This window comes from Christiangramia flava JLT2011 (assembly GCF_001951155.1).
Lineage (GTDB): Bacteria > Bacteroidota > Bacteroidia > Flavobacteriales > Flavobacteriaceae > Christiangramia > Christiangramia flava.
The window spans coordinates 2,920,254-2,947,147 of record NZ_CP016359.1 but is presented as its reverse complement, the minus strand read 5'-3'; the positions used below and the strand labels follow the sequence as shown (position 1 = coordinate 2,947,147).

The window sequence follows — 26,894 nt, the reverse complement described above, 5'->3', positions numbered from 1 at the left end:
CAAATAGAACCATTTGCTTGTTCATTTTTTGGGATGTTGTTATCTTTCAACTTTAAATAATTTCAGAAGAACCCTAACATTGAAAGATATGTCTCAGCAAGAAAATGAAAAAAATAAGACCGATCATTCCGAAGAGGAAATGAAGAAAACTACTTCTTCAGCAACTTCGGCCGAGGAGTCTAAAGATATGCCGGCAGGACAAGTTGAGAACGAATCGACCACCGACACCGAAAAACAGGATGCTGAAAATCCGTTTTTCAAAAAACCGGAAATTGACGAGGAAGTACAGCAGGAAGAGCAACCGGAAGCTTCTGAAAACAGTGATATTGAGGATGCCATGGTTTCAGAATCTGAAAAGCAGCAACCGGAACCGGAAAATGTGGTGGACCTTGGAGATGATGATGATGAGGAGGAAGAAGATGAGGAAGACGAGAACACCTCTTCAGGCAATCATGAAGATGATATGGATAATGCCGTGGCGCACGACAGCGAGGATGAAAGTGCCAGCGAACGCCATGATATAGAGAAGAAAGATTATCATTCGATGAGCAAGGAAGCGCTGACAGATGAGTTGGAGCGACTGCTGAAGAATGAAAAGGTGCAGGCGATCAAGGAACACGTTTCAGAGATCAGGACTGAATTCAACGCCAAGTTCGACGAGGAAGTAGAAGAGAAAAAAGAGGAATTCCTGGCTGAAGGCGGGAACATCATCGATTTCCACTACTCCACTCCGCTTAAAAAACGTTTCAATTCACTGTATTTCGATTATAAAGAAAAGCGGAATAATTACTACCAGCGCCTTAAAAAAGACCTGAATGAAAACCTGAATCGCAGACTGGAGATTATCGAAGAGCTAAAAGGGCTGCTCGATGTGGAAGAAAATATCAATACTACCTACAACCATTTCAAGGAAATACAGGATAAATGGCGTACCGCAGGGCCAATTCCTCGGGACAAATACAACAACGTCTGGAACACCTATCACCATCATGTAGAAAATTTCTATGACTTCCTGCATCTCAACCGCGAGTTCCGGGATATGGATTTTAAACACAACCTGGAACAGAAGTTAAAAGTGATAGATCGTGCGGAAGAACTGCTTCAGGAAAATGATATTAACCGGGCTTTCCGTGAGCTGCAGATGCTTCATAAGATGTGGAAGGAAGAACTGGGGCCGGTCGCAAAGGAATACCGCGAGGATATCTGGGAACGTTTCAGTACCGCCACAAAAAAGATTCATGACAAACGCCAGGACTTTTTCAACAATCTCGAAGCCGAGTACGAGAAAAACTGGGAAAAGAAGCAGGAGATCATTGGAAAGATCCAGGAAATTGCCGGGGAAAACTATGATTCTCACCAAAAATGGCAGCAAAAGATCAAGGATATCGAATCATTACGAGAAGCCTTTTTCAACGCTGGTAAGGTGCCGAGAAACAAGAACCAGGAAACCTGGAATGCCTTCAAGGAGAACGTTCGAAAATTCAATCGTAACAAGAATGCATTCTACAAAAACCTGAAGAAAGAACAATACACCAATCTCGAGAAGAAGAAAGAACTGATCCAGATCGCTGAAGACAACCAGGATAGCGATGATTTTAAAACTGTCACCCCGCTGATGAAGAAAATCCAGTCTGACTGGAAGAAGATTGGCCATGTGCCAAGAAAAGACAGCGACAAGGTCTGGAAACAGTTTAAAAAGGCCTGTAATCACTATTTTGACCGTCTTCACGCCCAGCGCAACGAAGACAATAAGGAAGAAATCGAGGCTTTCGATAAGAAGAAAGAAATTCTGGATCGCGTAAAAGCCATTGAACTTTCAGGAAACAAGAAGGAAGATCTTGATAAAATTAAGACTGAAATCAATAACTGGAAGGACACAGGCCGCGTGCCTTATAATAAGCGTTTCATCGAGGGCAAATTCAACAAAGCCCTGGACCAGCTTTTCAATAAAATGGATATTGATAATACCAAGGCTGAAATGCTGAAATATGAGAAAAAAGTTCAGGCTCTGGATGAAGCTGACGATGATCAGAAAATCCGGAATGAGCACTATTTCCTCAGCAAGAAAATTGAAGAAACCAAGGGCGAGATCAGGCAACTGGAGAACAACCTCCAATTCTTTTCCAATGTGGATGAAGGCAACCCGATGGTGCAGGATGTGATGAAGAATATCGAAAATCACAAAGAAGACCTGCGAGTCTGGGAAGAGAAGTTGAGAAAGATCAAATCACTCTACTAAAAAAACGCCGGAAAATTTTTTCGGCGTTTTTTTATAATTTCTTGGCTTCGTTCCAATAAACGTCCATCTCAGCCAGGCTCATATCTTTCAGGCTGGTTCCGTTTTCCGAAGCTTTCCTTTCCAGATACTGAAAGCGTTTGATGAATTTCTTATTAGTTCGTTCCAAAGCATTTTCAGGATTGATTTTCAGGAATCTTGCATAATTGATCATCGAAAAAAGCACATCGCCAAATTCAGATTCCATAGCATCCTTATCATCTGCTGAAACTTCATGCTGTAGTTCCTCGAGTTCCTCTTTCAGTTTTTCGAAAACCTGTTGGGGTTCTTCCCAGTCAAAACCTACACCGGCAACTTTATCCTGTATCCTGTTAGCCTTAACCAGGGCGGGCAGGGATCTTGGAACACCTTCCAAAACACTTTTCTTACCTTCCTTTAACTTCAGGTTTTCCCAGTTTCGCTTGACATCTTCCTCGTTTTGAACTTCCACATCTCCATAAATATGCGGATGCCTGTCTATAAGCTTATCACAAATTCCGTTAGCAACATCAGCAATATCAAAATCGTTGGTTTCGCTGCCAATCTTAGAATAGAAAACGAGGTGTAGCAAGACATCGCCCAGTTCTTTCCGGATTTCATCCATATCCCCATCCAGAATGGCATCACCCAGTTCATAGGTCTCTTCAATGGTGAGATGTCTTAAAGATTCCATGGTTTGCTTGCGGTCCCAGGGGCATTGCTCTCGCAGTTCATCCATGATGGTTAACAGCCTGTCAAAGGCTTTTAGTTTTTCCTCTCTGGAATTCATAAAAATGGTTTTTTCAAAAATACCATTTTATGCAGGGATAAAGAGCTTATATTTCAGCGTTTTTCATAATAATAGATACAGGATTCGATACAACCTGTAAAACTTATTTCTAAACTGCCTGTGGTGATTTCACTGATATGATAAGATCTTATGTCATCCGAATCGGAACAGATCAAGTTCAAAGTATCATCATTAAGAGAATAGGTTCCTGATAGGCAATGTTCTTCGGAATACTGAAAAGTGTTATCTGCTGAAAATTTATAGACCGGCCCATTCTTCACATTTTCCCAGATTGCTTCTCCTCCCGGGCTAACGTATTTTCTGGTTAATTGCCATTCTCCCGTTAAGGTTTGAACAGACAGATCTACCATCTCAAAATGTTCTGATTCTTTGCTGCAACTACTGAGGATTACTAAACTGAAAATAAGGATGAATCGTGTCATTAAAGGATATTTTCAGTAAGATGTAGAAATTCTGATATGGTTGCGTGGAAAATGAAAAAAGCTTCCTAAAATAGGAAGCTTTTTGAAGGGTGGATGATGGGGTTCGAACCCACGACCTCTGGAACCACAATCCAGCGCTCTAACCAGCTGAGCTACAACCACCATTTGAATTGCGGTTGCAAATGTAAGTTATTTGTGCAATTCCGCAAAGAAAAAAAGTCAATTAAATAAGATCAAATACTGAATCTACTGCCACATGCCTTTCTGCTGTAAAGCCTTCGGCATACTCGGTATTGATAAGCCTGCCAAGGTCTCTGGCCCGGTAACTAATGCTATCCAGGAAGTTAGAGCTCGAAATTGGTGTTTCGGGCTCCTTGCTATTTTCGTCAAAAAACTGGGATCGGTATGCTTTTACCGCTTCTACTTTTTTGTCGATATATCCTGAAATATCCACTACAAAATCGGGTTCCAAGTTTTTCCATTGGATATAATGAAAGACATGTTTCGGTCTCCAGGCCGGTTGTTTGTTGCCGTCCATGATGGTTTCGATCTTCCGAAGTCCGCTTAAAAAGCAGGCGTCACTTACCAGTTTCGCAGCCTTTCCATGATCGATATGCCGGTCATCGATGGCGTTGCACAAAACTATTTCGGGTTTATATTTCCTAATGATCTTGATCACTTCCAGTTTATGGCTGGTGTTATTTTCGAAGAACGCGTCGCTGAATTCCAGGTTGTGCCTCATGCGAACTCCCAGAACCTGGGCAGCATCCCTTGCTTCGCGATCCCGTATCTCCGCCGTACCTCTGGTTCCCAGCTCTCCTCTTGTAAGATCGAGGATACCTACTTTCTTCCCGCGGTCTACTTCTTTGGCGATGGTGCCGGCACAACTCAGTTCCACATCATCTGGATGCGCCCCAACCGCCAGTATATCTAATTTCATATGCTTATTTGATTTTTTTCAATGCCTGCAGAATATCCTGCTGCAGGTCTTCTGCTTCTTCAATTCCTACTGAAAAACGAAGAAGATTATCTTTAATTCCCTGTTTTTCCCGCTCTTCCGGAGATAGCAAACCGTGGGACGTCTTACTGGGCAGTAAAATGGTGCTCTCCACCCCTGCCAGGCTCATCGAAGGTTTGATCAGTTCCAGCGCTTTCATAAATGCCTGTACATCCAATTCCTCGTGCAACTCAAAAGACAACATCCCTCCAAAACCTTTCATTTGTGATTTAGCGATCTCGTGTCCCGGGTGCGATGCGAGCCCGGGATAATATACTGCCTGCACCTCCTCTAGAGAATTCAGGAATTCTGCCAGTTTTTGTGCATTTTCATTCTGAGCCTTTACACGAATACCCATGGTTTTCAAACTGCGCTCCAACAACCAAACCGTATAATCGCTCAGGCTGCCGCCAAAATTTTTGGCCAGTTGAAAGATCCGGTCAATATGTTCTTTGCTGCCAGCCACTGCTCCGGCAAGAATATCACTGTGCCCGCCCATATATTTGGTAGCTGAATGGATAATGATATCAATTCCGAAATCTACCGGGTTCTGATTGACCGGCGAGGCAAACGTGTTATCAATCATCGTAATAAGATCATGCTTTTTTGCAAGTGCCGCCACCTTCTGAAGATCAGTAATCATCAGTAACGGATTGGAAGGCGTCTCGATATAGATCAGTTTGGTATTTTCCCGAATTTCCTTTTCCAGGGCTTCAGCTGAAGCATTTTCAGCAAAAGTATATTCTATACCATATTTGCCAAATTCTTCGTTTACCAAGTTACTGGTTCCTCCATAAAGAGCATCCTGAAATACCACGTGATCCCCTTTTTGCAGAAATGCCAGCAGGCTGGTACTAACAGCGGCCATTCCACTACCAAAAATAAGGGCATTTTCGGTCTTTTCCAGGGCAGCGATCTTCTGAGCCAGGGCGACCTGGTTCGGCGTATTGAAATAACGAGGATACCTTTTCACTTCCACTTCTTCAAAAGCGTACGAGGTGGCCATATAAAGCGGCGAAACAGCTCCTTTGAACTGCTTGTCTTCAAGCTCACCGGTGTGAGTGCAAATGGTATTGATTCCGCGAACTTTTGTCATAGCTGTATTTTAGAGGCTCTAAGGTACTAAGTTTTCTTTGAAAGATAAACCCGAAATAGCCGTTAAACGAGGCATTTTAGAATCGTTAATTAAATCTAAAGCTTTGCGGAAATTCCGCATTTTGGATACATATTTCAATAACTTTAATACATAAATTTTAGGAATATGAGTTTATTTTCTTCCCTGATGGGAAATGCCGGTGCGATTGAAAAACAGCAGCTGGAAAAGGATTTTGGTAACTTATTGATCCCGGCCGAACAGATCGAAGCGGGTTTTAAGCTGATACGAGACACTTTTATTTTCACCAACAAACGGCTGATCCTGGTAGATGTACAGGGCCTAACCGGTTCCAAACGGGAGTACTTTTCGGTTTCCTACAAGAGCATTTCCCGCTTCAGTATTGAAACTGCCGGGCATTTTGACCTGGATGCCGAACTGAAAATATGGGTTTCCGGAGAGCAGCATCCAAGTATTGCCAAGCGTTTCAACAAAAAGGTGAACATTTACGAGGTGCAGAAGATCCTGGCCACTTTCATCCTGTAAATTCGCTGGTAAATCTTCAGGAGGTTTTTATCTTCGCCAAACGATCAAAAAACGACCCATGAAAACGCTTTTTAAAAATATCAAACAACTGCTGCAGGTTCGGGATTCCGGAGTTTTAAAAGTTTCCGGAGCAGAAATGAAAGAACTGCCAAGCATTTCCAACGCCTGGATGCTGGTGGAGGACGACCGCATTGCTGATTTTGGTTCCATGAACGATGCCTACACCGGCGATTTTGACGAAGCTGTAGACCTCAACGGAAAAATGCTGCTGCCCAGTTGGTGCGATTCCCACACCCATATTGTCTACGCCGGGAACCGCGAACAGGAATTTGCAGACCGCATTAAAGGCCTTACTTATGAAGAAATTGCCAATCGCGGCGGCGGAATTCTGAATAGCGCGGAAACCCTTCAAAAAACTTCGGAAAATGAGCTGTACGAACAGTCAGCAAGACGCCTGGAGGAAGTGATCGGGCTGGGAACAGGCGCCGTAGAGATCAAATCTGGATATGGTTTAACGGAAGATGCCGAGCTGAAGATGTTGCGCGTCATCAGGAAGCTGAAAGAAAATTACCAGTTACCCGTTAAAGCCACCTTTTTGGGCGCACATGCAATCCCCAGTGAATTCAAGAGCGAACCTAAGATCTATATGGACCTGGTAATAGAAGAAATTCTACCGGAAGTGGCGCGGCAGGAGCTGGCAGAATACATAGATATTTTCTGCGAAAAAGGGTATTTCAGCGTGGAAGACACCAACAGGCTTTTAACCGAGGCCAAAAAGCTAGGCCTAAAACCTAAAATTCACGTCAACCAGTTCCATTCCATTGGCGGGATCAAGGCAGCCGTAGATCATGGAGCACTAAGTGTAGACCACCTGGAAGTGATGACCAGTGAGGACCTGGAAATCCTCAAAAATTCTCAAACCATCCCGGTGGCGCTTCCCTCCTGCTCCCTGTTTCTCAGCATACCGTACACCCCGGCAAGGGACCTGATCGATGCAGGTTTGCCTCTGGCTCTTGCAACCGATTTTAATCCCGGAAGTACTCCCAGTGGAAATATGAACCTGGTGATTTCCCTGGCCTGCATCAAGATGAAAATGACGCCGGAAGAAGCTATCAACGCTGCAACCATCAACGGGGCTTACGCCATGGAACTTTCAGAAGAAGTTGGAAGTATCACCAGGGGAAAAAAGGCAAATTTCATTGTAACCAAGGAGATTCCCAGCTACACTTTTCTTCCGTACGCATTTGGGACGAATTCCATAGATTCGGTATACCTTAATGGTAAAATCTTGCAGCATGAGAGCGCTAAAAGTTTATAGTTTCAAAAATATTGAAAAGCTGATCTCCACCCGAAAAGGCGAGACTAAATTTGGAGAAAAACTCCAATTTGTTTCCGAATTGGATACGCTGAAAGATCAAAAAGCGAAATATGTGCTTTTTGGAATTCCGGAAGATATTGGCGTGCGTGCCAACCACGGAAAAGCCGGTACTTCCGGTGCCTGGATGGCCGCGTTGAAAAGCCTGGTGAATATTCAGCAAAACCGCTTCAACAAACCGGAAAGCCTCCTCCTTCTTGGGGAACTGAACTGCGACGAATGGATGGAAAAAGCCTCCAATCTTGGCGAAGAGGATCCCAACTATCACGTGAAACTGGGAGATCTGGTTAAAGAAATCGATGAGCAGGTTTCTGCAATCGTAGAAAAGATCGTGGCTGCGGGGAAGATCCCGATCATTCTGGGAGGCGGACACAATAATGCCTTCGGAAATATTAAGGGTAGCGCGAAAGCTTTGAAAAACCCCGTGAATGTGATCAATATTGATGCGCATACCGATCTACGGCAACTGGAACATCGTCACAGCGGCAACGGCTTCAGCTATGCGATAAAGGGTGAATTTTTGAAAAATTACCATGTTTTCGGGCTTCAGAAGAATTACACGCCGGAATATATTTTTCAGGAAATGGAACAGTCAGAAACGCTTACTTACTCGCTGGCCGAAGAGCTTTTTTCCGAAGATGTTTCAGAAAGATTTTCCGAAGAACTGGAGAAAATTGCCCAAGCTGATTTTGGGGTGGAACTTGACTGCGATGCAATTACCGGTTTTCCAAGTAGCGCGGTTTCGCCTTCAGGTTTCAGTGTGAATGCCGTCCGGAGATTTATCAGTCTGGCTGGAAAAAAAGAAAATTGTCGCTATTTCCATATTTGCGAGGCCTCACCCACTGAAAATGATGCGCAAACCGGCAAAGCCCTGGCCTATTTTATCAGTGATTTTATTCGCTAGCTGTTCCAGTGGGCCGCTGCCAGGGAAAACGCCCTTCGATCTCCAGCTGGATGGAAATACTCAAAAACGTCCTGATAAGAACGATCACCCCTAAAACCAATACGCGTTGCATCGTGGGTTCCGTCACTACCGTGGCAATAATATCCCCGGCCACCAGGATCTCCAGCCCGAGAAGGATTGCTTTTCCCAGTTCCTGCCGAAGCGTTTTGTAAGATCGTTCCCGTTGCTTCTGGATCCCAAATGTGTATTTGATGATCGCCAGGGCAATCTCGATAATTATGGCCGTGATCCCGGCCACTTCAATGAACCTGGCAGTGTATTCTATATAAGTTTGTATCTCTTCCATATTATTCTGAAGACAATTTTTGGTAAACCCCGTTAGACCAGCCAAAACCATCCTGTGTTGGATATTCCCCGCCACCGCTTTCTTTGGTCAGGTCTTCTACATTATATTTCTCGGTCATTTTGTAGGTTCTGGAATACACATCCTCATTTAGTTTTACCCAACGATCTCTAATGGTTGTGGCCAGTTCGTTTTCATCATAATTCTCCAGAGCTTTTACTGTGATATATTGCAACGGAGCCCAGCCGTTTGGGGCATCCCACTGTTCCCCTGTATGATATAAGGTGGTAGTAACCCCACCCGGTTTCAGGAAATTTTCACGAATGACCTTTGCGGAACTTTCAGCCTGTTCTGGAGTCGCCATATTGAAGAACAGCGGGTACATGCCCGCAAGAGAAAACTGCCCGGTAAGTGCCTTTTTTCGGAAATTATAATCCATAAAAAAAGTATCGGCTTTACTCCAGCAGTACTTGAGCAGCGCTTCGCGACGAGCATCGGCTTTCTCCAGGTACACCCGAGATTTGTCTTTTTGACCAGCAAGCATGGCCGCCTTCGCAATGGTTTTTTCAAGGTTATACAACAATGCATTCAGATCTACCGGAATAATATCGGTAGTATGAATGGTCGCTAAACTGAATTTCCCGTCGACCTTACTGAGCCAGCGACTGGAAAAATCCCAGCCAGATTCTGCTCCGGCGCGTAAATTACGGTACACCTCTTCTTTGGTAAGGTTTGGGTTGATCTCCAGCGCTTTTTCCGCAGTTTCCATATCTTCCCGGTAACTTTCCGGGCGGGGCGTATCATAAGTGTCCCAATACCTGTTGAGTATGGATCCATCTGGCATTTTCACAATACGCGCCCTACTTTCGCCGCTTTGTATGCTGTCACGACCGCTCATCCAGAACTTATATTCCTTTTCCAATTGGGGAAGGTATTTCTTTAAAACCGCATCGCCTTTTTCTTCGGAAAGCAGCCTGACCATCATGGCAAAAAATGGCGGTTGAGAACGGCCAAGATAATAGGTCCTGTTTCCGTTGGGGATAAAACCGTAAGTATCGATGAGATAAGCAAAATTATCAACCATGTGCTGAATGGTTTCCACCTCCCCATCGGTCTGAAGGCCCAGCATGGTAAAATAGCTGTCCCAGTAATAAATTTCTCGGAATCGGCCACCCGGAACGATGTACGGGTTCGGCAGCGGGATGAGTGTACCCGATTTCTCTGCATCAGCCGGCCGCTGCAACACCTGCCAAAGCTTCTGAATATGCTGGTGGATCGAAGAAGAATCGGTTTTGAAGCTTGCCTCGTTCTGTGGAATCATAAAATGTTGCACTACAAAATCCTTAAGCCCTTCCGTAGTGGTATCATCCAGCATTTCATAACGCTGCCTGATGAGCCCCACATTATATTGCGGCACCGCATCAGCAAAAGTTTTACTATCCTGAAACAAGCTTCGGGTTTGTACCTGTTCAAAAAGATTTCCATAGAGCTCTCCCGGCGGAAGAATTTCAATTTCCTCCTGCACCATTTGCAGTTCCTGATCGGGATCTGGCCCTGATTTGCAACCTGCCAGCAGAAAAATCACTAAGAAAGCGGAGTAATAAAAGCGTGTAGTAGTAAGCATAAGCCTTGTATTTCCTATAAATATACTGAAATACCTATTTTTTGAAGAAACAGATTTTCTATTTTTGCCCGAAATTCAGCAAAAGATGAAAATTGAATTCTGGAAACCCGAATTATCTGAAGATTTTAAAAACCTGAACCTGCAGTGGCTGGAAGAGTTCTTTTGGGTGGAAGAGCACGACCGGGAAGTACTGGGGAATCCGGAAAAACATATCATTGCACCGGGCGGCAACATCCTTTTTGTCATGGAAGAAGAGGAGGCGGTTGCCTGCGTGGCATTGATGAAAATTTCAGAAGGTATTTTTGAACTGACCAAAATGGCAGTCAAACCGGCATTACGCGGAAAGAAAATCGGTAATCGATTGCTTGAGGAAACGATCAACTTCAGTAAAAAACAGAATTGGGATGAATTGATCATCTATTCCAATACCAAGCTGGAGAATGCCATCCACCTGTACAGGAAATTTGGTTTTATCGAAATACCTATGGAACAGAATGGTCCATATTCCCGCGGGAACATTAAAATGCGCCTAAACCTATCTTAAAACTTTATTAATTACAGCCTAGACGTTCAAAGCTTTTTTAATTTTAGCCAAAATAGGTTGTATGAGAAAATTAACTACGATTCTCGCGCTTACAGTAGCATTTACCTCCTGTAAGAACGAGCAGAAAAAAAACGAAGAACAGTCTGAAGAAATGGCACAGACCGAACAGTCTCAGGCTGCTGAAGAAACTGATTCTGTAGCTCTTGAAATCACACCAATTTCCCATGCTACAGGAGTCTTTCACTGGGGAGACACTGTTTTTTACACAGATCCCGTGGGTGGCGCCACTGCTTTTGAAGGACAGGACGCACCTGACTTTATCCTACTAACTGATATCCACGGCGATCATATGAACGCCGAAACCCTACAGGGACTGGAACTGGGTGACACCAAAATCATCGTCCCTCAGGCAGTAGCTGATAAACTTCCGGAAGATCTTCAGGAAAATCTAATGGTGATGAATAATGGCGAAAGCCAGGAATTCATGGGCTTTAAAATTGAGGCGATCCCGATGTACAACATTCCGCAAACCCAGGATGCTATGCATACGAAGGGTCGTGGAAATGGGTATGTACTGGAAAAAGACGGTCAGCGCCTGTACATTTCAGGAGATACGGAAGATATTCCCGAAATGCGCAATTTGAAGGATATTGATGTGGCTCTTATTTCCATGAATTTGCCTTATACCATGCCGGTTGATCAGGCTGCGGAAGGTGTTCTGGCATTTAAGCCGAAAAAAGTAATTCCTTACCACTATCGCGGAAAAGATGGATTTTCAGATATTGAAAAATTCAAACAGCTGGTAAACGAAGGTGATAGTTCTATTGAAGTGGAATTGATGGACTGGTATCCTGAAAACGAGGAAAGCAATAAATAATTACTAACAGGCCAAAAAAAGAAAAAGCTGCGGAAATCCGCAGCTTTTTTTATATCTGTTATTTTCTTCTAATTAAGAAAGTACTTCCTGAACCTTATCAGCAGCTTCCTTGAATTGTACCGCTGAGTACACTTTCAGTCCGCTATTATCTATAAGTTCCTTAGCCTGGTCTGCGTTGGTTCCCTGTAGACGAACGATGATTGGCACATTGATAGCATCCCCCATGTTCTTGTAAGCGTCTACGATTCCCTGTGCTACACGGTCACAACGAACGATACCTCCAAAGATATTCACCAATATGGCTTCTACTTTCTCATCTTTCAGGATCAGGCGGAAAGCTTCCTCCACTCTTTTCGCATCAGCAGTACCACCAACATCCAGGAAGTTAGCAGGTTCTCCACCAGCCATTTTGATAAGGTCCATCGTAGCCATTGCCAGTCCGGCACCGTTTACCATACAACCAACGTTTCCATCAAGGTCCACGTAGTTCAATCCAACTTCTTTCGCTTCAACTTCTGTTGGGTTTTCTTCACGTTTGTCACGCATTTCCGCGTAATCTTTGTGACGGAAAAGTGCATTATCATCAAGCGTCACTTTAGCATCTACTGCCAGTATCTTTTCATCACTGGTCTTCAAAACCGGGTTGATCTCAAAAAGTGAAGAATCAGATTTTTCAAAAGCCTTATACAAAGACATGACGAATTTGGTCATTTCTTTAAATGCCTTTCCGCTAAGTCCCAAATTGAACGCGATCCTTCTGGCCTGGAACGGTAATAATCCAACTGCAGGATCGATCTCTTCGGTAAAGATTAAATGCGAAGTTTCTTCAGCTACGGTTTCGATATCCATACCTCCTTCGGTTGAATACATCACCATATTTCTTCCTGTGGCACGATTCAAAAGAACTGACATATAGAATTCTTCCGGTTCGCTGTCTCCAGGATAATAAACATCTTCTGCTACCAATACCTGATGTACTTTTTTACCTTCCGCGGAAGTTTGAGGAGTTACCAGGTTCATCCCAATGATCTCTCCTGCGATCTCTTCTACTTCTTTCAGGTTTTTGGCAAGTTTTACACCACCACCTTTACCACGGCCTCCGGCATGTACCTGAGCTTTGATCACGTGCCATCCGGTTCCGGTTTTTTCAGTTAAATCTTTAGCTGCTTCAACGGCTTCCTGTGGAGTGGTCGCAACAGTACCTCTCTGCACAGTAACACCGAAACTACTTAAAATCTCTTTTCCTTGATATTCGTGTATATTCATAATCAGGTATTACGTCTGTTTATTTTTTGGAGAACAAAAGTAACAAATACCTGCCAGTGAGCCAATCTTTTTTGAGCTTCTTAACGAAAGCTTGAAAGAAACGTTCAAATCCTGTCTCCAGTCTGCCATTTCCTTTTCAGAATTGCGAAAAGGTTATCGTAGAAAAACCTGTAAATACTGGGATTAGAAGATGTTGAGCCGTATTTTTGGACGTTTAAAATCTTTCTATGAAAAAGGCATTGCTGGCACTGGCGGTTGGAGGTTTTGGTATCGGGATGACCGAGTTTGTCATTATGGGCATTCTTCCCGAAGTCGCCGAGGCGATGCAGATCTCCATACCAAAAGCAGGGCATTTCATCTCGGCATACGCATTAGGAGTGGTCGTTGGAGCACCCCTGCTCACCATCATTGGTAGCAAATGGCCTGCACACAAAGTCATGCTGGGACTCATGCTCTGGTTCACCGTTTTCAATACGCTATCTGCATTTTCCAATTCTTACGAAATACTCATGATCGCGAGGTTCCTCTCTGGTCTGCCTCACGGAGCTTTTTTTGGTATTGGCGCTGTGGTTGCGGGTCAGCTAGCCAAACCCGGGAAGGAAGCCTCGGCCATCGCCATGATGTTTACCGGTCTTACCGTTGCAAATGTCATTGGAGTGCCGCTGGGAACATGGCTTGGACAACATTTTGACTGGAGTGCGTCTTTTCTGGCGGTAGGAATTGTTGGATTACTGGCCATTTCCAGTATCAAGTTCTGGATGCCGGAATTGCCCAAAGCTTCCAACGAAGGCATCCGGAAAGACCTGAAAATTCTAAAAAAAGCTGAATTATGGATGGTGATCTTACTTACCACCATTGGGACTGGCGGTTTCTTTGCCTGGTACAGTTATATCGCGCCGCTGATCACCAAAGTCGCCGGCCATCCTGAAGAAGTCGTAAGTTACGCCATGATCCTGGCGGGATTGGGCATGGTAGTGGGAAATCTGCTAGGTGCCAAACTGGCCGAAAAGTTTCAGCCTATTTACGCGGTCCTGATCTCTCTCAGTTTGATGGTCGTCATCCTGATCGCCAATTCGTTCCTGGCCTACGATAAAATTGGAGTATTGATCACCACATTTTTGATCCCTGTGATCGCATTTTGTGTGGCGACACCTATCCAGATGGCGGTGATCAATTCAGCAAAAGGTTCGGAAATGCTGGGATCTTCGCTCAATCAAAGCGCTTTTAATATGGGAAATGCCAGCGGAGCATATCTCGCCGGGCTGCCCATCGCTTATGGTTATGGCTATGCTTCGGCGGAATTCGTGGGTGCCGCGATGGCTTTCAGCGGAATTTTGATTGGTCTTGGCGTGATCATGCTTCGGAAAAAAGCCAATGCCAGGCTGGAGATAAGCAGTTCCTGATTTCAGAAAAATAACAAATCATATAAATCGGTTATATTTGACACAAGGCTTGCATGCCTGCGGAAAACTCGTTTATTTTTGCCCGAAATTATTTTCAGATGACACAGAAAGATTTGCTCAGTATCACCAAAGAATTTGGAAGCCCGGTCTACGTTTATGACGCGGAGAAGATCACCGCTCAGTACCAGCGCCTTACTAATGCTTTTGATGTGAAAAACCTTCGAATTCACTATGCCGTAAAGGCACTTTCCAATATTTCTGTGTTAAAATTACTGAATTCCTTAGGTTGCGGGCTGGATACCGTATCGGTACAGGAAGTCAAACTCGGTTTGAAAGCCGGCGTGGATCCTTCAAAAATCATTTATACTCCTAATGGCGTTTCCCTGGAAGAGATCGAAGAAGTGATGCAGCTTGGCGCGCAGATCAATATCGACAATCTTTCCATCCTGGAGCAATTTGGCAGTCGTTACCCGGAAACTCCGGTTTGTATCCGTATCAATCCACATGTGATGGCCGGCGGAAATTCTAAAATTTCAGTAGGCCATATCGATTCCAAGTTCGGGATCAGTATCCACCAGATGCCACATCTTTTACGAATTGTGGAAAATACCGGGATGCACGTGAATGGAATTCATATGCACACCGGAAGTGACATCCTAGATATTGGGGTTTTTCTGCATGCTTCTGAGATTCTATTTGAAGCTGCCAAAAACTTCAAAGATCTCGATTTTATTGACTTCGGAAGTGGTTTTAAAGTGCCTTATCGCGAAGGCGATATCGAAACAGATATTGAAGAACTTGGTGCACAATTAACCAAACGCTTCAAAGAGTTCTGCCAGCAGTATGGGAAAGACCTGGCGCTGGCATTTGAACCTGGAAAATATCTGGTAAGTGAATCGGGGAAATTCTTAGCAAAAGTGAATGTGATCAAGCAAACCACTTCTACCGTTTTCGCGGGGATCGACACGGGCTTCAACCACCTCATCAGGCCAATGTTCTATGGTTCACACCATGAAATCACCAATATTTCCAATCCTTCCGGAAAAGAGCGTTTTTATAGTGTGGTGGGTTACATTTGCGAAACCGATACCTTCGGAAACAATCGCCGAATTTCAGAAATTCGGGAAGGTGATATTTTAAGTTTCAGCAACGCCGGGGCCTATTGTTTTTCCATGGCGAGCAATTTCAATTCCCGCTATCGTCCGGCTGAAATTCTTTGGTATGACGGAAAAGCACATCTCATTAGGGAACGTGAAACTTTTGAAGACCTTACCAGGCACCAGGTAGAAATGAACTTTTCCGAAACGAAAGTCGCGGAAAAAGCCAACTGATCGGTTTTCTGATCAGGTACAGCTTATGGAATTTCCGCCGCTGTCATAACAACTTGTCTGGCGAATAGAACCGTCCTCGTTATACAATTCGGTTTTCACTAGATAACTACTGCCCTGTCCGTCGATTTCGTACCAGGATTTCTGATAGAGCACACCGTTCATGTGCCATTCATAATATGATAATATGCCATTTTCATAAACCTCTATGGTTTTATTAGACTGGCCATTAGAATAAGTTGAGAGGGTGGTATCCTTGAGAATGGTTTCCTGCTCATCGTATTCAATCGTAGTTTGCGTTTCGGAATTATCTATTTGACTCTTGGAGTTTAGTGATTCCAGGCTATGATCATCTCTATAGTTATATTCAAAATTCATAGTGCCATTCATCGAAGTGGCCATCTCCGTTTTCAGGTCCCCAAAATCGGTATAAGTAAAGCTTGTTTCGGTGGTAAAATTCACATTCGTCGCTTCCTGAAAATCACTATTTACAAATTTCACCAGGTAATCTTCCTCATCATAAAAATATTCCCTGCGGTAATACACATCACCTTCTGTGTTTTGCCTGGCAGTCTTTTTCAAAAATTTTTCTGAATCAAGTTCTAATATAGCTGTCACGGGATAAGAATAATTGGGTCGTAGATTTTGATACATCGTGATGGTGTAATCCTCTGTGAACGAAATCAGGAAGTCTTCTTCCAACTGGCCCGCCCTGTAATATTCATAGCGGAGCGCATGCATTTTCACGCTGGAATCTGTATAATCTGAAAAGGTATATTCCCCAAGAATCCGGGTTGGATATTTTTCATATTTCGTTGATTTTATCAGTTTTCCATCATTATCAAATTCATGGATCCACTGAAAAATTCTGGTATTATGACCAAAGGCATCTGAAAATATCGGGACGAAATTATTGACAAACAGGTCTGCCGGTTCAAATTCGATTTCCAGGCTTTGCGCCAAGTGAGCCGCCGCCATTCCAGGGTAAACCACCTCTAAGCTAATGCCTGTTTCCTGAAATACCTCCAGCGCTATTTCCCCTAATACCTGGATAATATTTTGAGTGAAATCAATTTCCGATAGGCTTAGGGCATTCGCGACAGTGCTGCTAATAGCGATTCCGTTGGAAGGGTCCCCATCGCTATCTAAAGTTTGTAAAAAGGCGGCAATATTTTGTACTTCGAGAGTGTTGATTGTAGCATCAGCGGTCGTAGCGATATCTAAAGGAGACAATTCACCAGTTGCTAAGGCACTTCCTAACAAAATATCTCCAACGTAGAAAGTAACTGTCTCCCCTTTCTCATAGTCATAATTTCCGCTTTCATCAGTGTAGCCGGAATGAGTTTCGGTTTCATAATAAAGTCCCTGAACGGCCGAATCTATAAATTGCCCGGTCATGGTAACTTGCTGTTCTTCTCCCTGTGAAGGTTCATCTTTGGAACAACCCCACAATACCACGACTCCTAGAAATAGGAAAAATGCTGTTTTTCTCATATTGATTGTATTTGCTTGTAGGGAAGTTTTTAAAGTTAATGAAAAAAATTTTAGCCCTAAGCGATATCTGAATTTTAAAATCTTGTGAAAATTGTACACGAAATGTGCAATCCTTCAGGAGATTCAATAGCTTTGAAAAGATTCCAAATTTCAATGCTTCATGAAGAAAGTTTTACTGGCTATCCTGGCGATTCTGGTCGTGTTTTTTGCACTGGTCTATCTCTCCACTTCTTCCACTAAAGAGGCAACAGCAACCTGCGTGGTTGAAAACGAGCAGGATTTAAAAAATATCAATTTTAAAGATTTTGACAGTGTGCTGGTTGCCCCCAGTGCACTGTATGAGGGTAATGAACTCAAGAATATGATGCAAGGTCATAATTACCGTAAGGCCTGGTCTACCCCGGTAAAAGTCCCGGTAGTTTTCCTGGATACCCTTAAAAATGGGCTCGAAGTGACCGATGAAGGTGGTGGCATGCAAACGCATTCTCTTAAACTGAAAGCAAAAAATGGCATTATTTACACCTTGCGCAGTGTGAATAAAGATCCCGAACCGCTTATTCCCGAAGTCGCCAAAAACCTGGGACTGGAAAATATCATTACAGATGGTATTTCCGGTCAGCACCCATTTGGGGCGATCCTTGCCGCTGCTCTTGCAGATAAGGCCGGCGTCTTGCACACTCACCCGGTTATGTATTTTGTTCCGAAGCAAAAAAGATTGGGAAAATACAATGACGATTATGGCAACAAGCTCTATTTACTGGAATATGAAACCGAAAGTGATAAAAACTGGACTTCTATTCCACATGCGCATGAAATTGCCGAAACCGACGACCTGATAGAACTCAAGTTAAAATTGCGCAATAAACTGCATATTGATAAAAGATCGTTTATCAGGGCTCGTTTGTTCGACATGCTTATTGGCGACTGGGACCGCCACGCCAAGCAATGGGGATGGGTCATGCAGCAAAAAGCTGATTCGGTTACCGCTTATCCGCTATCGGCAGATCGCGATAACGCGTTTTTCAGCGTAGACGGATTAATTCCTAATATTATCACGAATAAAAATGTAAAACCCCTCATCAGGCCTTTTCAAAAAACTATCGATTATATGCCAGGCCTGGTATATCCCGGCGACGTCTATTTCCTTCGGAATACCCCAGAGGCCGATTTTACCGCGGAAGCTGAAATTTTACAAAAAAGACTAAGCGATCAGGCCATCGAAGAATCTTTCCAGGTTTTACCGCAACAGGTCAGAAAACTGGATGAAAAGGATATTTCAGAAAAAATAAAAAGCCGACGCGATCAACTGAAAAAATATGCCCTGGAATTCAAGGAAATCATAGACGAGCGCGACACCGTGACCAAAACCCTCAAAGGAACTGATGATCTGGAAATACCTCAATCCCTGCGCAAATGTTTTGAATGCCTGGAAAACGATGCTGAAAATTGATCTTTATTCTTTTATATTTAGCTTCAAAATCTAAATTATGCGAAAGAATTTTGCGATTAGCAATGGCATATTGATCTTATTTTTACTTTTCTCTTATACTGTTTTTCCTCAAAGCACCGCATCACCGCAACTTTCGAAGTTTCAGATTGCGGCCCCGCAGCTGGACACCATCAAAACCATCTGGCTCTATCTCCCAAAAGATTATTCCGAAGAAAAAAAATTTCCGGTTCTCTATATGCAGGATGCCCAAAATTTATTTGATAATGAAACGGCCTTTGCAGGCGAATGGGCGGTAGATGAATTTCTGGATATGCAAGATGCTGAAGTGATCGTGGTGGCTATCGAACACGGTAACGACAAACGCATTTCCGAATTAACTCCGTTCCCCAATGAGAAATATGGCGGCGGAAATGGTGATCGATATGTGGATTTCATACGGGAAACGCTCAAACCGCATATAGACGCCAGTTATTCTACCAAAACAGCTTCCAGAGACACCTATATTATGGGATCATCTCTGGGCGGTTTGATTTCTTTCTATGCCGCGCTGAAATATCCGGAGGTTTTTGGGAACGCGGGGGTTTTCAGCCCTTCCTTCTGGTTCAGTGAGAAAATTTACGAATTTGCGCAACAATCTCAGATTTCTGATAAGTCAAAGTTTTATTTCATGGCAGGAGATTCCGAATCTCCAGATATGCTGCCAGATATGCATAGAATGATCGAGCTGTTGAAGGAAAAGGGAGTTGAGGCCCGGCAACTGAAATGGGTCACTCACAAAAACGGCAAGCATCAGGAAGCAACCTGGAAAGCTGAATTTCCGGCGGCCTATTACTGGCTTTTACAAAATGACGATCATGGAAAAGATTAATCTACAGGAGAAATTTGGGAAATTCAGTGATCACTGGCACCCGCGATTACTGGGAGAACTCAATGGTCAGCATGTTAAAATTGCCAAATTACAAGGCGAGTTTGTGTGGCATCATCACGAGGAAGAAGATGAATTATTCCTGGTAATTGAAGGCACGCTGGAAATTGCATTTAAGGATAAAAGCATTCGACTGGAGGAGGGTGAAATGCTCATTGTCCCGAAAGGAGTAGTTCACAAACCAATTGCTCATAAAGAGGTAAAAGTACTCCTTTTTGAACCGGCGGGAACAGTCAACACCGGCGATCAAACAGAGGAACGAACCAGGGATAGAATTGAAAAAATTTAGTCAACTTGTTTATTTTCAGATAATTAAAATATTTTTTTCGTATTTTTAATAGGCTTAATTATCACCCGATGAAAAGCCTGTATTCCATTGCGATCTGCCCGCCGGAAGATGTCGTTCAAATAGTCGCTGAATATAAGAAACCGCTTGCAGACGCTATTGGCTGGTATCGCAGCAAAAATTCTGAAGCGCATATCACCTTCAACCTGTTCTCGGCAGACGAGCGAATTCTGGCGATTTGGGAAACCTATATGCGCTGGTTCAGTTTTCTTATCGCTCCCTTCCCGGTCACCCTGGACTCGACCGATCATTTTAAAAATGGTGCTTTCTTCCTGAAACCTAATCAGGAATCACTACAATCACTGCGTGAATTCATGAACTATTTTCACTTACATTCGCCGCTTTCCGCTCAAACACAAAATAATCCGCATGTATCTATAGGTCGTGGATTAAGCGAAAAGAATTTGCAAATTGCAAAAGAAATGATCAGGAACATCAACCTGAAATTTCTTTGTGATAATTTAGCCATTAGGAAGTATAATCCCGAAAAACAACAATACGAAGTAATCAGTCGCACTTATTTCAATAGCTAATGAAAATCGAAGCCAGTTCACCCGATGAATATATCCAAAACGCGCCGCCAGAGAGACAGGAGGCTTTATCAAAATTACGGGGCGTGATTAAAAGCCATCTTCCGGAAGGTTTTCAGGAAACTATGAGCTACGGAATGATTGGCTATGTGGTGCCACATTCCATCTACCCGAATGGGTATCATTGCGATCCAAAATTACCACTGCCGTTCATGAATCTCGCCAGTCAGAAAAATTTTATCGCCGTTTATAATTCGGCTATCTACGCAGATCAAAAAATTCTCAAATGGTTTGTCGAATCGTATGAGGCTGAGACCGGGAAAAAGCCAGATATGGGTAAAAGTTGTATTCGTTTGAAAAAAATTGACGCCATACCCTATGATCTTATCGGGCAGCTTTCAGCTAAAATGAGCGTCAAAGAATGGATTGCATTATATGAAAAACGCAACGGCTAGGTTTTCTATAAAATTTACCATATCATCCTGGTTCTAACCATTCAAAAAAGATAGTATGAAAATTCTGATTATCGGCGCAAACGGCACGATTGGTCGAGCGGTAACAAACAGCCTCCAGAACGGAAATGACATTATTAAAGTTGGAAAAACAAGCGGCGATTTTCAGGCCGATATTTCCAATTCCAGCTCCATCGAAGACCTGTTCAAAAACATTGGGAAAGTGGACGCGATCATTTTTATTGCCGGGGAAGCCAAATGGGAGCAATTCGAAAAACTTTCCGAAGAAGATTTCTATATCGGCATCCGCAGTAAACTGATGGGCCAGGTGAACCTGGTAAGAATTGGTCAAAAATACCTCCATCAAAAGGGCTCTTTTACGCTTACCACAGGTATTTTGGCTGACGAACCGGTAGACAAAACCACGAGTGCAGCCATGGTGAACGGTGCGATTCATAGCTTTATCAAAGCTGTTGCGCTGGAGTTGGAAAACGGGCATCGCATCAATGCTGTTTCGGCAGATCTGGTAGCAGATGCGAAAGACAAATATCAGGATTTTTTTCCCGGGCATACGCCGGTACCCATGTATAAAGTGACCGATGCCTATAAAAAATCGGTTTTGGGTTTAGGAACCGGCCAGATCATCAGGGTGAAAGCTTAACATCTCAAGCCGGAAACTGTTAATCCTTTCTTAATTTAAACAGACTACTTCTTAAAGCTTTGTTCAGCCAAATGGAACCCATTAGTTTGGGCGCTCAAAAATCAAATTTATGAGAATGAAAAGTGTAATTAGTAGTTTGTTGATCACGCTGGCAATAGGTACAGCAACTGTACAGGCACAGAATTCACCTATCGCTGCGCCGCAACAACAAAAAGTAGAGGTGAGCGATGCGGAACTGGAAAAGTTTGCAGAGGTTTTTCAGCAAATGCGCATGGTGAACCAGGAAGCTCAAAAAGAAATGATGCAGGTAGTTCAGGAGGAAGGTTTTGAATTGCAGCGCTTTAACGAGATCCACCAGGCTTCCATGGACCCGAATAAAGAGATCGAAACCACTCCGGAAGAAGATAAAAAACACCAGAAAGTAGTTAAGGAACTGGAAAGTATGCAACCAAAATTTCAAAAAGAAATGGAAGAAGTGATTGCGAATAGCGACATTTCCATGCAACGTTACCAGCAACTGGCTATGGCCCTTCGCACTGATCCTGAATTACAAAAAAGACTTCAGGAAATCATGCAAAGTTAAATTATTGACAGACCAAATTTCAAGAAGACGAGCTGACTGCTCGTCTTTTTTTATATCAATTTTTAAGGGTATTTTAAATTTTCAGCTGTTCCAAGGCATCAAATTTGTTGTAAATTGAAAAATGCAACGAGGAATGAACAATTCTATAAAACTTGGTCTGGTAATTCTCCTATTACTAAGTTTTTCTGTTCAGTCTCAAGAAGCCGCTATGAAGCAGAAGCAAAGCCTTGAATATACCCATAAGATCGTTCCGGATATCATCTGGCGCGAAGCCTACGTCGCCCTTTCTCATTACCCCGAGTTAAAGGACACTCCTATTGAATTTCGGTTTAAAGACAAGATCAAGAAATCGTTCATGCAGGCACAACCGGTATTTTCAGATCTTTTCAAAAAAAGGAAAAATCGCGGGTACATTATTTTTATGAACAGGGAATTCAATATTGAAGGAAAAAAACTTCATATTGATGAAGTTCCTTCACAGGTCCTTACGGGTTGGTTAGGCCACGAACTTGGGCACGTGATGGATTATAAGAACCGGCACGGATTCGGACTAATCTGGTTTGGAATTAAATACATGACCTCGAAAAACTATATCCGTGAAGCTGAACGTGCAGCAGATACTTACGCCGTGAATCATGGCCTTGGTGAATATATTATCGCAACCAAGGATTTTATCCTGAATGAATCTCAATTATCTGAAACCTATAAAAGCCGGATCAAAGATTTGTATCTTTCTCAGGAAGAGATCATGGTTTTAATTGACGAACTGCACGAAGAGACCAAAGAGCTTCGAGAAGAATTCCAGGAAGAGAAGATTGAAGATATTCGCTAGCGTTTCGCTACAAACTCTTCAAATTCTTTGAATTTATCTTCTTTCATCACTTTTTCCATTTTTACCTGTCCGCCCTTTTTCTTGTTTTCTCCATTCCAATCATGAAAAATATCCGGATCAACGGTATGCACTTTGACTCCTTTCAGAGCTTTGGAACGAGCCACACTATAATTCTTATTGGCATTTTTAAGGTTTCGATCCAAGGCTTCCGCAAGTTTTTCTGGGTTGGCATCATCAGTCGTTCCCAGATACCAGAAATGGTAATATTCACCATCTTCTGCACGTTTCGCGCATACAACGAATTCCGGCACTTTGATATCAAACTCCTCTTCCAGTTCCTGTACCGCGTCGTTCATTTTGTTAACTGAAAGCTGGCTGCCAACCACGTTCAGGAAAAATTTGGTTCTTCCCGTGATACGAATCTCCAGTTTTTCTTTATCGGTGAACTTGATCGTATCACCAATGATATATCTCCAGGCACCGCTCACGGTAGAAATAAGAAGGACGTAATCTATCTCCTCCTCCACCTCGTTCAGGTGAACCACGGGCGCATCATCTGTTAATGAACCGTCTTCATTAATGTATTCTGGTTTAAATGGAACGAACTCGAAATAGATTCCGTTATCAGTGATCAATTTCATGGAATGAGTATCTGGCCGGTTTTGCAAGGCCAGGAAACCTTCGGAAGCCAAATAGGTATCGATAACCTGTACAGGTTTACCCATGAGCGCATCAAAGCTTTTTTCATAAGGTTCAAAAGCGACTCCCCCTGAAGCATAAACCTGAAGGTTTGGCCATATCTCGTGAATATTGGAAACTTTGTGATATTCGATCACTTTTTTAAGCATCAATTCCATCCAGGATGGGATCCCACTTAAAGCACCGATATCCCAGTTCTTGGCATTTTCAGCGATTTTTTGAACCCTTTCGTCCCATTCGTCGATTTTGGCAATTTCTTCACCTGGTTTGTAATAGCTGCGAAACCAAAAAGGAATATTACTGGCGCTGATGCCGCTAATTTCTCCCTCTTCATGATCGCCTTCCTTATGCAGATCAGTGGAACTCCCCAACATCATGATTTCCTTTTCAAAAAAATCAGCCGGAAGATCAAAATTGCTCAGGGCACTTACCTGCTTGATCCCTGCACTTCGAATGGCATCCAGCATATCCTGGGTTACCGGGATGCGCTTGCTGGTTTTGCCAGTGGTTCCCGAACTCAGTGCAAAATAAGGTGGCTTTCCAGGCCAGGTTACGTCTTCCTCCCCTTCGTGATAGCGGTCCCACCATTGTGAGGCAATCTTATTATAATCGAAATAAGGAACCTTTTCAGCAAAAGCCTTTTGCATATTTTCAGCTTCCAGGATTTCCTCAAAGTGATAGTGTTTCCCAAATGCCGTATCCTGCGCTTTTTTCAACAATTCTCTGAGCACTTCCTCCTGCTGTTTGACAGCATCTTCCTCACTAGTGAAATTTTCTTTTATTTCAATTAAACTTTTGATCAGGGAACCAAATATTGCCATAGGTAGTTTATTAATTAGGAGGTAAAGCTAACGAGGCTGAGACGAAACAAAAAGACCCTTATGGAATATTTAACTCGCTGAATTGTAGAATAAATCCTACAAATGGATTAACTTGTGGGAAAATATTGTTAAAATTTCTGTAATATTATGTTACTAAGCGTTTTTAATGTAATATTTACATCCTTAATCTAAATTGTAACCCTACTACTATGAGCCAAACATTACCTCGCACGTACTCTCGTTACAAGATGGTTTCTTATGATGAAGCCTCTCCCGCTGTAAAAGATATTTACGACGATACGAAAAAGACTTTGCAACTTCCATTCGTTTTGAACTGGTTCAAATGCCAAGGAGATAATGAAACCCTTTTAAAAGGTAACTGGAGCAAATTGAAAAACACCCTTATGGAAGGTGAAGTTCCAAACGTGCTGAAACAGCTTATCATTTATAATGTTTCCAAAGAACGCGGCTGTAACTACTGTTCTCACGCTCACGGGATCTTTGCCGACAGCATGAGTTCCATGATCAGCGATGAAGAAGGTTTTAAAGCTACAGAGCATATGAATTCTCCTTCAATGCCGGTAAGTTACCGTACTGCGGTTCAAATTGTCACCAAGGCCGCTCTGAACCATGATGAAATTTCTGACGCTGATTTTGAAGAACTGGAAAATGCCGGTTTTTCAAGAAAAGAAATTCAGGAGTTAATGGCACAGGCAGATTTGGTAAACATGTTGAATACCATCGCAGATGTATCTGGTATCAAGATTGATAACGAACTGCTGGAAACTCCGGAATAACCCGATATTACTTTTCGAAGCCCCCGAATGAGTATTACCCGTAATGCAGCCCAGCTCTATAGGATCACCTATGAAGCCTATTCCAAGTTTGCCAACGACATCAATCGTTGCGCCAACCTTTCGGAAGTGGGAGACGTATGTCAACGTCACTTAAAATACCTGCTGAATTTTCGCCTGATCAGGATGACCATTGAACAGGACGATAAATACCTGGTTTTTGAGCTGTTCAACAACAACCTTGATTACGGCATTCGCAATGGTTCTGAAGTTCTTCCTTATGAAAAAGAGCTTTGTGCCAAGGGCATTCCTATTTATACAGAAGATATTCCTGAAAAGCTGGTGCGAAAGCGCATTGATCTCAATGTGCTTTCGCAACCGGTACTTTGGGGCTGGAATTTTGACAAATATGAACGCAAGGTCCTGGTTTCCATTCTTAGTGACCAGGAGATGAATTTTTCCGCGGGAGATATTGAAATCCTTAAACTGGTCGTAGACTGTATTCAGGCCAAATTCAACGAGATCTACCTGAAACGACAAATCGCTATCCGTAACCAGAATTTACAGGAAGCATACGAAACCATTAAATCCAAAAATGCTGAAATTGAGCATATCGTGGAAAATCAGCAACGTATAATTGAAGAACGAACCAGCGAGATCGCTCAGAAAAACGAAAAATTGCTGCATGTTTCGGTGCTGAATGCACATAATGTACGCGAACCGCTTTCCAGGATCCAGGGAATCATCCAGCTTTTTGAGTATTTTGATGATGATGCCTGCAGAACAGAGCTCGTACCGAAGCTCGAACAATCGGTAACCGAAATGGACAATGTACTGAAAGAAGTCGTGGAAATGGCTTCGAATGAATTAATAGAATTAAAGGCAAGCAGAATATGAAGAAGATTTTTTTGGTAGATGATCAGCCAATAGCCAATTTCATCACGAAGAAGTTACTCGAGGTGGAAGGATTTAACGGTGAAGTACGTGATTTTACCGATTCTACGGAAGCCTTTGAATACCTAAGCAATGAAGATGAATCGCTGATCTTTCTGGATCTTAATATGCCCGTGATGAGTGGCTGGGATTTTCTGGAAGAACTTCAGAAAAGGAACATTAAGCACCAGGTGATTATTTTATCTTCAAGTACCAGCCAGTTCGACATTCAGAAAGCGAAACTCTATCCAGATGTGCTTCAGTATGTCGTAAAACCCATGAATAAACAGAAATTTTTAGAACTTGCAGGAAATATCGATTACCTGAAAGTTTCCTAAATGAATCCACTTCAACCCGATCCGGCACAACTGCTGGAACTGGCCTACGCCAAAATGCCCTTCGGTAAATACGAAGGTATTTTTCTTTCAGACATCCCGGAACCTTATTATGTCTGGTTTAGCCAGAAAGGTTTTCCACAGGGAAAACTCGGCAACCAGATGCGACAGGTCCACGAACTGAAGATCAACAGTTTGGAAGGACTCCTGCGGCAAATCAGGCTGCGCTACCCGGCACCCAAAAAGTGAAAC

29 protein-coding genes and 1 tRNA gene are annotated in these 26,894 nt (G+C 43.0%); 20 read left to right on the top strand and 10 right to left on the bottom strand.

From position 1 onward, the window contains the following. The first annotated feature begins 88 nt into the window (after positions 1 to 88). Positions 89 to 2,239, top strand: a complete 2,151-nt coding sequence (locus GRFL_RS12950) for a DUF349 domain-containing protein (protein WP_083645025.1) — start codon at positions 89 to 91, stop codon at positions 2,237 to 2,239. A gap of 31 nt (positions 2,240 to 2,270) precedes the next feature. On the opposite strand, the gene mazG is transcribed toward GRFL_RS12950, so the two are convergent. The 5 genes from mazG to GRFL_RS12925 form a co-directional block, all read right to left on the bottom strand. Beyond that, on the bottom strand, positions 2,271 to 3,044 hold the full coding sequence (gene mazG, locus GRFL_RS12945) for a nucleoside triphosphate pyrophosphohydrolase (RefSeq protein WP_083645024.1): 774 nt from the start codon (positions 3,042 to 3,044) through the stop codon (positions 2,271 to 2,273). Between the two features lie 53 nt (positions 3,045 to 3,097). Next, positions 3,098 to 3,487, bottom strand: a complete 390-nt coding sequence (locus tag GRFL_RS12940) for a lipocalin-like domain-containing protein (RefSeq protein WP_083645023.1) — start codon at positions 3,485 to 3,487, stop codon at positions 3,098 to 3,100. Between the two features lie 88 nt (positions 3,488 to 3,575). Next, positions 3,576 to 3,649: transfer RNA gene (locus GRFL_RS12935), tRNA-His, on the bottom strand. Between the two features lie 61 nt (positions 3,650 to 3,710). Then, entirely contained in the window at positions 3,711 to 4,427 is a 717-nt protein-coding gene (bshB1, locus tag GRFL_RS12930) for a bacillithiol biosynthesis deacetylase BshB1 (protein ID WP_083645022.1), read from the bottom strand. Positions 4,428 to 4,431: 4 nt separating this feature from the next. Next, positions 4,432 to 5,580, bottom strand: a complete 1,149-nt coding sequence (locus GRFL_RS12925) for a trans-sulfuration enzyme family protein (RefSeq protein ID WP_083645021.1) — start codon at positions 5,578 to 5,580, stop codon at positions 4,432 to 4,434. Between the two features lie 165 nt (positions 5,581 to 5,745). On the opposite strand from GRFL_RS12925, the gene GRFL_RS12920 reads away from it, so the two are divergent. Genes GRFL_RS12920 through GRFL_RS12910 form a run of 3 tightly spaced genes read left to right on the top strand, consistent with a single transcriptional unit; the run spans position 5,746 to position 8,402 of the window. Further along, positions 5,746 to 6,123, top strand: a complete 378-nt coding sequence (locus GRFL_RS12920) for a PH domain-containing protein (protein WP_083645020.1) — start codon at positions 5,746 to 5,748, stop codon at positions 6,121 to 6,123. A gap of 58 nt (positions 6,124 to 6,181) precedes the next feature. Continuing rightward, positions 6,182 to 7,441 carry an imidazolonepropionase gene (hutI, locus tag GRFL_RS12915; RefSeq protein ID WP_083645019.1) on the top strand — a complete coding sequence of 420 codons (1,260 nt, stop codon included), beginning with the start codon at positions 6,182 to 6,184 and terminating at the stop codon, positions 7,439 to 7,441. After that, complete coding sequence (locus GRFL_RS12910; RefSeq protein WP_083645018.1) at positions 7,419 to 8,402, top strand: formimidoylglutamase; 984 nt, start codon at positions 7,419 to 7,421, stop codon at positions 8,400 to 8,402. The genes hutI and GRFL_RS12910 overlap by 23 nt, the downstream gene beginning before the upstream one ends. Here GRFL_RS12910 and GRFL_RS12905 read toward each other — a convergent pair. After that, positions 8,392 to 8,748, bottom strand: coding sequence for a DUF1622 domain-containing protein (locus GRFL_RS12905; protein WP_083645017.1), 357 nt, complete (start codon positions 8,746 to 8,748; stop codon positions 8,392 to 8,394). The genes GRFL_RS12910 and GRFL_RS12905 overlap by 11 nt on opposite strands. Position 8,749: 1 nt before the next feature. Then, positions 8,750 to 10,369, bottom strand: a complete 1,620-nt coding sequence (gene treF, locus GRFL_RS12900; RefSeq protein ID WP_083645016.1) for an alpha,alpha-trehalase TreF — start codon at positions 10,367 to 10,369, stop codon at positions 8,750 to 8,752. Between the two features lie 85 nt (positions 10,370 to 10,454). Here treF and GRFL_RS12895 point away from each other — a divergent pair, with 85 nt between their 5' ends. Next, positions 10,455 to 10,913, top strand: a complete 459-nt coding sequence (locus GRFL_RS12895; RefSeq protein WP_083646130.1) for a GNAT family N-acetyltransferase — start codon at positions 10,455 to 10,457, stop codon at positions 10,911 to 10,913. A 61-nt stretch (positions 10,914 to 10,974) separates the two neighbouring features. After that, positions 10,975 to 11,790 carry an MBL fold metallo-hydrolase gene (locus tag GRFL_RS12890; RefSeq protein ID WP_083645015.1) on the top strand — a complete coding sequence of 272 codons (816 nt, stop codon included), beginning with the start codon at positions 10,975 to 10,977 and terminating at the stop codon, positions 11,788 to 11,790. Positions 11,791 to 11,862: 72 nt separating this feature from the next. Here GRFL_RS12890 and sucC read toward each other — a convergent pair whose 3' ends face one another. After that, positions 11,863 to 13,056 (bottom strand): ADP-forming succinate--CoA ligase subunit beta, encoded by a 1,194-nt coding sequence (gene sucC, locus GRFL_RS12885; protein ID WP_083645014.1) that lies wholly within the window; start codon positions 13,054 to 13,056, stop codon positions 11,863 to 11,865. 227 nt (positions 13,057 to 13,283) lie between these two features. Here sucC and GRFL_RS12880 point away from each other — a divergent pair, with 227 nt between their 5' ends. Together GRFL_RS12880 and lysA are read left to right on the top strand one after the other, a co-directional pair. Continuing rightward, entirely contained in the window at positions 13,284 to 14,459 is a 1,176-nt protein-coding gene (locus GRFL_RS12880; RefSeq protein WP_083645013.1) for an MFS transporter, read from the top strand. A 98-nt stretch (positions 14,460 to 14,557) separates the two neighbouring features. Further along, positions 14,558 to 15,790, top strand: a complete 1,233-nt coding sequence (gene lysA / locus GRFL_RS12875; protein ID WP_083646128.1) for a diaminopimelate decarboxylase — start codon at positions 14,558 to 14,560, stop codon at positions 15,788 to 15,790. Between the two features lie 12 nt (positions 15,791 to 15,802). On the opposite strand, the gene GRFL_RS12870 is transcribed toward lysA, so the two are convergent. Then, positions 15,803 to 17,281 (bottom strand): hypothetical protein, encoded by a 1,479-nt coding sequence (locus GRFL_RS12870; RefSeq protein WP_139839228.1) that lies wholly within the window; start codon positions 17,279 to 17,281, stop codon positions 15,803 to 15,805. A gap of 160 nt (positions 17,282 to 17,441) precedes the next feature. On the opposite strand from GRFL_RS12870, the gene GRFL_RS12865 reads away from it, so the two are divergent. The 8 genes from GRFL_RS12865 (at position 17,442) to GRFL_RS12830 (ending at position 23,060) form a co-directional block, all read left to right on the top strand. Further along, positions 17,442 to 18,731 carry a hypothetical protein gene (locus GRFL_RS12865; RefSeq protein ID WP_083645011.1) on the top strand — a complete coding sequence of 430 codons (1,290 nt, stop codon included), beginning with the start codon at positions 17,442 to 17,444 and terminating at the stop codon, positions 18,729 to 18,731. A gap of 37 nt (positions 18,732 to 18,768) precedes the next feature. After that, positions 18,769 to 19,599 carry an alpha/beta hydrolase gene (locus GRFL_RS12860; protein WP_083645010.1) on the top strand — a complete coding sequence of 277 codons (831 nt, stop codon included), beginning with the start codon at positions 18,769 to 18,771 and terminating at the stop codon, positions 19,597 to 19,599. Continuing rightward, positions 19,586 to 19,945, top strand: a complete 360-nt coding sequence (locus GRFL_RS12855; RefSeq protein WP_083645009.1) for a cupin domain-containing protein — start codon at positions 19,586 to 19,588, stop codon at positions 19,943 to 19,945. The genes GRFL_RS12860 and GRFL_RS12855 overlap by 14 nt, the downstream gene beginning before the upstream one ends. 68 nt (positions 19,946 to 20,013) lie before the next feature. Further along, a complete protein-coding gene (locus tag GRFL_RS12850) occupies positions 20,014 to 20,535 on the top strand; it encodes a 2'-5' RNA ligase family protein (RefSeq protein ID WP_083645008.1) in 522 nt (173 codons plus the stop codon). Beyond that, positions 20,535 to 20,987: a DUF1801 domain-containing protein gene (locus GRFL_RS12845; protein WP_083645007.1), complete on the top strand. Its 453-nt coding sequence runs from the start codon at positions 20,535 to 20,537 to the stop codon at positions 20,985 to 20,987. Before GRFL_RS12850 ends, GRFL_RS12845 begins: the two co-directional genes overlap by 1 nt. Positions 20,988 to 21,042: 55 nt before the next feature. Continuing rightward, positions 21,043 to 21,645, top strand: a complete 603-nt coding sequence (locus GRFL_RS12840; protein ID WP_083645006.1) for a short chain dehydrogenase — start codon at positions 21,043 to 21,045, stop codon at positions 21,643 to 21,645. Positions 21,646 to 21,760: 115 nt separating this feature from the next. Beyond that, a complete protein-coding gene (locus GRFL_RS12835; protein WP_083645005.1) occupies positions 21,761 to 22,228 on the top strand; it encodes a DUF4168 domain-containing protein in 468 nt (155 codons plus the stop codon). A gap of 208 nt (positions 22,229 to 22,436) precedes the next feature. Next, positions 22,437 to 23,060: a M48 family metalloprotease gene (locus tag GRFL_RS12830; RefSeq protein WP_083646126.1), complete on the top strand. Its 624-nt coding sequence runs from the start codon at positions 22,437 to 22,439 to the stop codon at positions 23,058 to 23,060. Here GRFL_RS12830 and GRFL_RS12825 read toward each other — a convergent pair. Continuing rightward, positions 23,057 to 24,580, bottom strand: a complete 1,524-nt coding sequence (locus GRFL_RS12825) for a GH3 family acyl-acid amido synthetase (RefSeq protein WP_083645004.1) — start codon at positions 24,578 to 24,580, stop codon at positions 23,057 to 23,059. The two genes, GRFL_RS12830 and GRFL_RS12825, sit on opposite strands and share 4 nt — an antisense overlap. Before the next feature lie 209 nt (positions 24,581 to 24,789). Here GRFL_RS12825 and GRFL_RS12820 point away from each other — a divergent pair, with 209 nt between their 5' ends. From GRFL_RS12820 to GRFL_RS12805, 4 genes are read left to right on the top strand one after another with little or no spacing between them, the layout of a single operon-like run. Beyond that, a complete protein-coding gene (locus GRFL_RS12820; RefSeq protein ID WP_083645003.1) occupies positions 24,790 to 25,377 on the top strand; it encodes a carboxymuconolactone decarboxylase family protein in 588 nt (195 codons plus the stop codon). A 27-nt stretch (positions 25,378 to 25,404) separates the two neighbouring features. Then, the gene (locus GRFL_RS12815; protein ID WP_083645002.1) at positions 25,405 to 26,271 is read left to right on the top strand and encodes a histidine kinase; all 867 of its coding nucleotides are present in this window, start codon (positions 25,405 to 25,407) and stop codon (positions 26,269 to 26,271) included. Continuing rightward, on the top strand, positions 26,268 to 26,645 hold the full coding sequence (locus GRFL_RS12810; RefSeq protein WP_083645001.1) for a response regulator: 378 nt from the start codon (positions 26,268 to 26,270) through the stop codon (positions 26,643 to 26,645). Before GRFL_RS12815 ends, GRFL_RS12810 begins: the two co-directional genes overlap by 4 nt. After that, positions 26,646 to 26,891 (top strand): DUF3820 family protein, encoded by a 246-nt coding sequence (locus GRFL_RS12805; protein ID WP_083645000.1) that lies wholly within the window; start codon positions 26,646 to 26,648, stop codon positions 26,889 to 26,891. The last annotated feature ends 3 nt before the right edge of the window (positions 26,892 to 26,894 follow it).

Coding starts and splice junctions, on each gene's coding strand:
- GRFL_RS12940 (WP_083645023.1), bottom strand. CDS start 3,487: ATGACACGATTCATCCTTATTTTCAGTTTAGTAATCCTCAGTAGTTGC.
- GRFL_RS12850 (WP_083645008.1), top strand. CDS start 20,014: ATGAAAAGCCTGTATTCCATTGCGATCTGCCCGCCGGAAGATGTCGTT.
- GRFL_RS12815 (WP_083645002.1), top strand. CDS start 25,405: ATGAGTATTACCCGTAATGCAGCCCAGCTCTATAGGATCACCTATGAA.
- GRFL_RS12835 (WP_083645005.1), top strand. CDS start 21,761: ATGAAAAGTGTAATTAGTAGTTTGTTGATCACGCTGGCAATAGGTACA.
- hutI (WP_083645019.1), top strand. CDS start 6,182: ATGAAAACGCTTTTTAAAAATATCAAACAACTGCTGCAGGTTCGGGAT.
- GRFL_RS12860 (WP_083645010.1), top strand. CDS start 18,769: ATGCGAAAGAATTTTGCGATTAGCAATGGCATATTGATCTTATTTTTA.
- GRFL_RS12905 (WP_083645017.1), bottom strand. CDS start 8,748: ATGGAAGAGATACAAACTTATATAGAATACACTGCCAGGTTCATTGAA.
- GRFL_RS12855 (WP_083645009.1), top strand. CDS start 19,586: ATGGAAAAGATTAATCTACAGGAGAAATTTGGGAAATTCAGTGATCAC.
- GRFL_RS12840 (WP_083645006.1), top strand. CDS start 21,043: ATGAAAATTCTGATTATCGGCGCAAACGGCACGATTGGTCGAGCGGTA.
- sucC (WP_083645014.1), bottom strand. CDS start 13,056: ATGAATATACACGAATATCAAGGAAAAGAGATTTTAAGTAGTTTCGGT.
- GRFL_RS12825 (WP_083645004.1), bottom strand. CDS start 24,580: ATGGCAATATTTGGTTCCCTGATCAAAAGTTTAATTGAAATAAAAGAA.
- GRFL_RS12895 (WP_083646130.1), top strand. CDS start 10,455: ATGAAAATTGAATTCTGGAAACCCGAATTATCTGAAGATTTTAAAAAC.
- GRFL_RS12925 (WP_083645021.1), bottom strand. CDS start 5,580: ATGACAAAAGTTCGCGGAATCAATACCATTTGCACTCACACCGGTGAG.
- lysA (WP_083646128.1), top strand. CDS start 14,558: ATGACACAGAAAGATTTGCTCAGTATCACCAAAGAATTTGGAAGCCCG.
- GRFL_RS12810 (WP_083645001.1), top strand. CDS start 26,268: ATGAAGAAGATTTTTTTGGTAGATGATCAGCCAATAGCCAATTTCATC.
- GRFL_RS12910 (WP_083645018.1), top strand. CDS start 7,419: ATGAGAGCGCTAAAAGTTTATAGTTTCAAAAATATTGAAAAGCTGATC.
- GRFL_RS12950 (WP_083645025.1), top strand. CDS start 89: ATGTCTCAGCAAGAAAATGAAAAAAATAAGACCGATCATTCCGAAGAG.
- GRFL_RS12865 (WP_083645011.1), top strand. CDS start 17,442: ATGAAGAAAGTTTTACTGGCTATCCTGGCGATTCTGGTCGTGTTTTTT.
- GRFL_RS12845 (WP_083645007.1), top strand. CDS start 20,535: ATGAAAATCGAAGCCAGTTCACCCGATGAATATATCCAAAACGCGCCG.
- GRFL_RS12920 (WP_083645020.1), top strand. CDS start 5,746: ATGAGTTTATTTTCTTCCCTGATGGGAAATGCCGGTGCGATTGAAAAA.
- GRFL_RS12870 (WP_139839228.1), bottom strand. CDS start 17,281: ATGAGAAAAACAGCATTTTTCCTATTTCTAGGAGTCGTGGTATTGTGG.
- GRFL_RS12820 (WP_083645003.1), top strand. CDS start 24,790: ATGAGCCAAACATTACCTCGCACGTACTCTCGTTACAAGATGGTTTCT.
- mazG (WP_083645024.1), bottom strand. CDS start 3,044: ATGAATTCCAGAGAGGAAAAACTAAAAGCCTTTGACAGGCTGTTAACC.
- bshB1 (WP_083645022.1), bottom strand. CDS start 4,427: ATGAAATTAGATATACTGGCGGTTGGGGCGCATCCAGATGATGTGGAA.
- GRFL_RS12880 (WP_083645013.1), top strand. CDS start 13,284: ATGAAAAAGGCATTGCTGGCACTGGCGGTTGGAGGTTTTGGTATCGGG.
- GRFL_RS12805 (WP_083645000.1), top strand. CDS start 26,646: ATGAATCCACTTCAACCCGATCCGGCACAACTGCTGGAACTGGCCTAC.
- GRFL_RS12830 (WP_083646126.1), top strand. CDS start 22,437: ATGAAGCAGAAGCAAAGCCTTGAATATACCCATAAGATCGTTCCGGAT.
- GRFL_RS12890 (WP_083645015.1), top strand. CDS start 10,975: ATGAGAAAATTAACTACGATTCTCGCGCTTACAGTAGCATTTACCTCC.
- treF (WP_083645016.1), bottom strand. CDS start 10,369: ATGCTTACTACTACACGCTTTTATTACTCCGCTTTCTTAGTGATTTTT.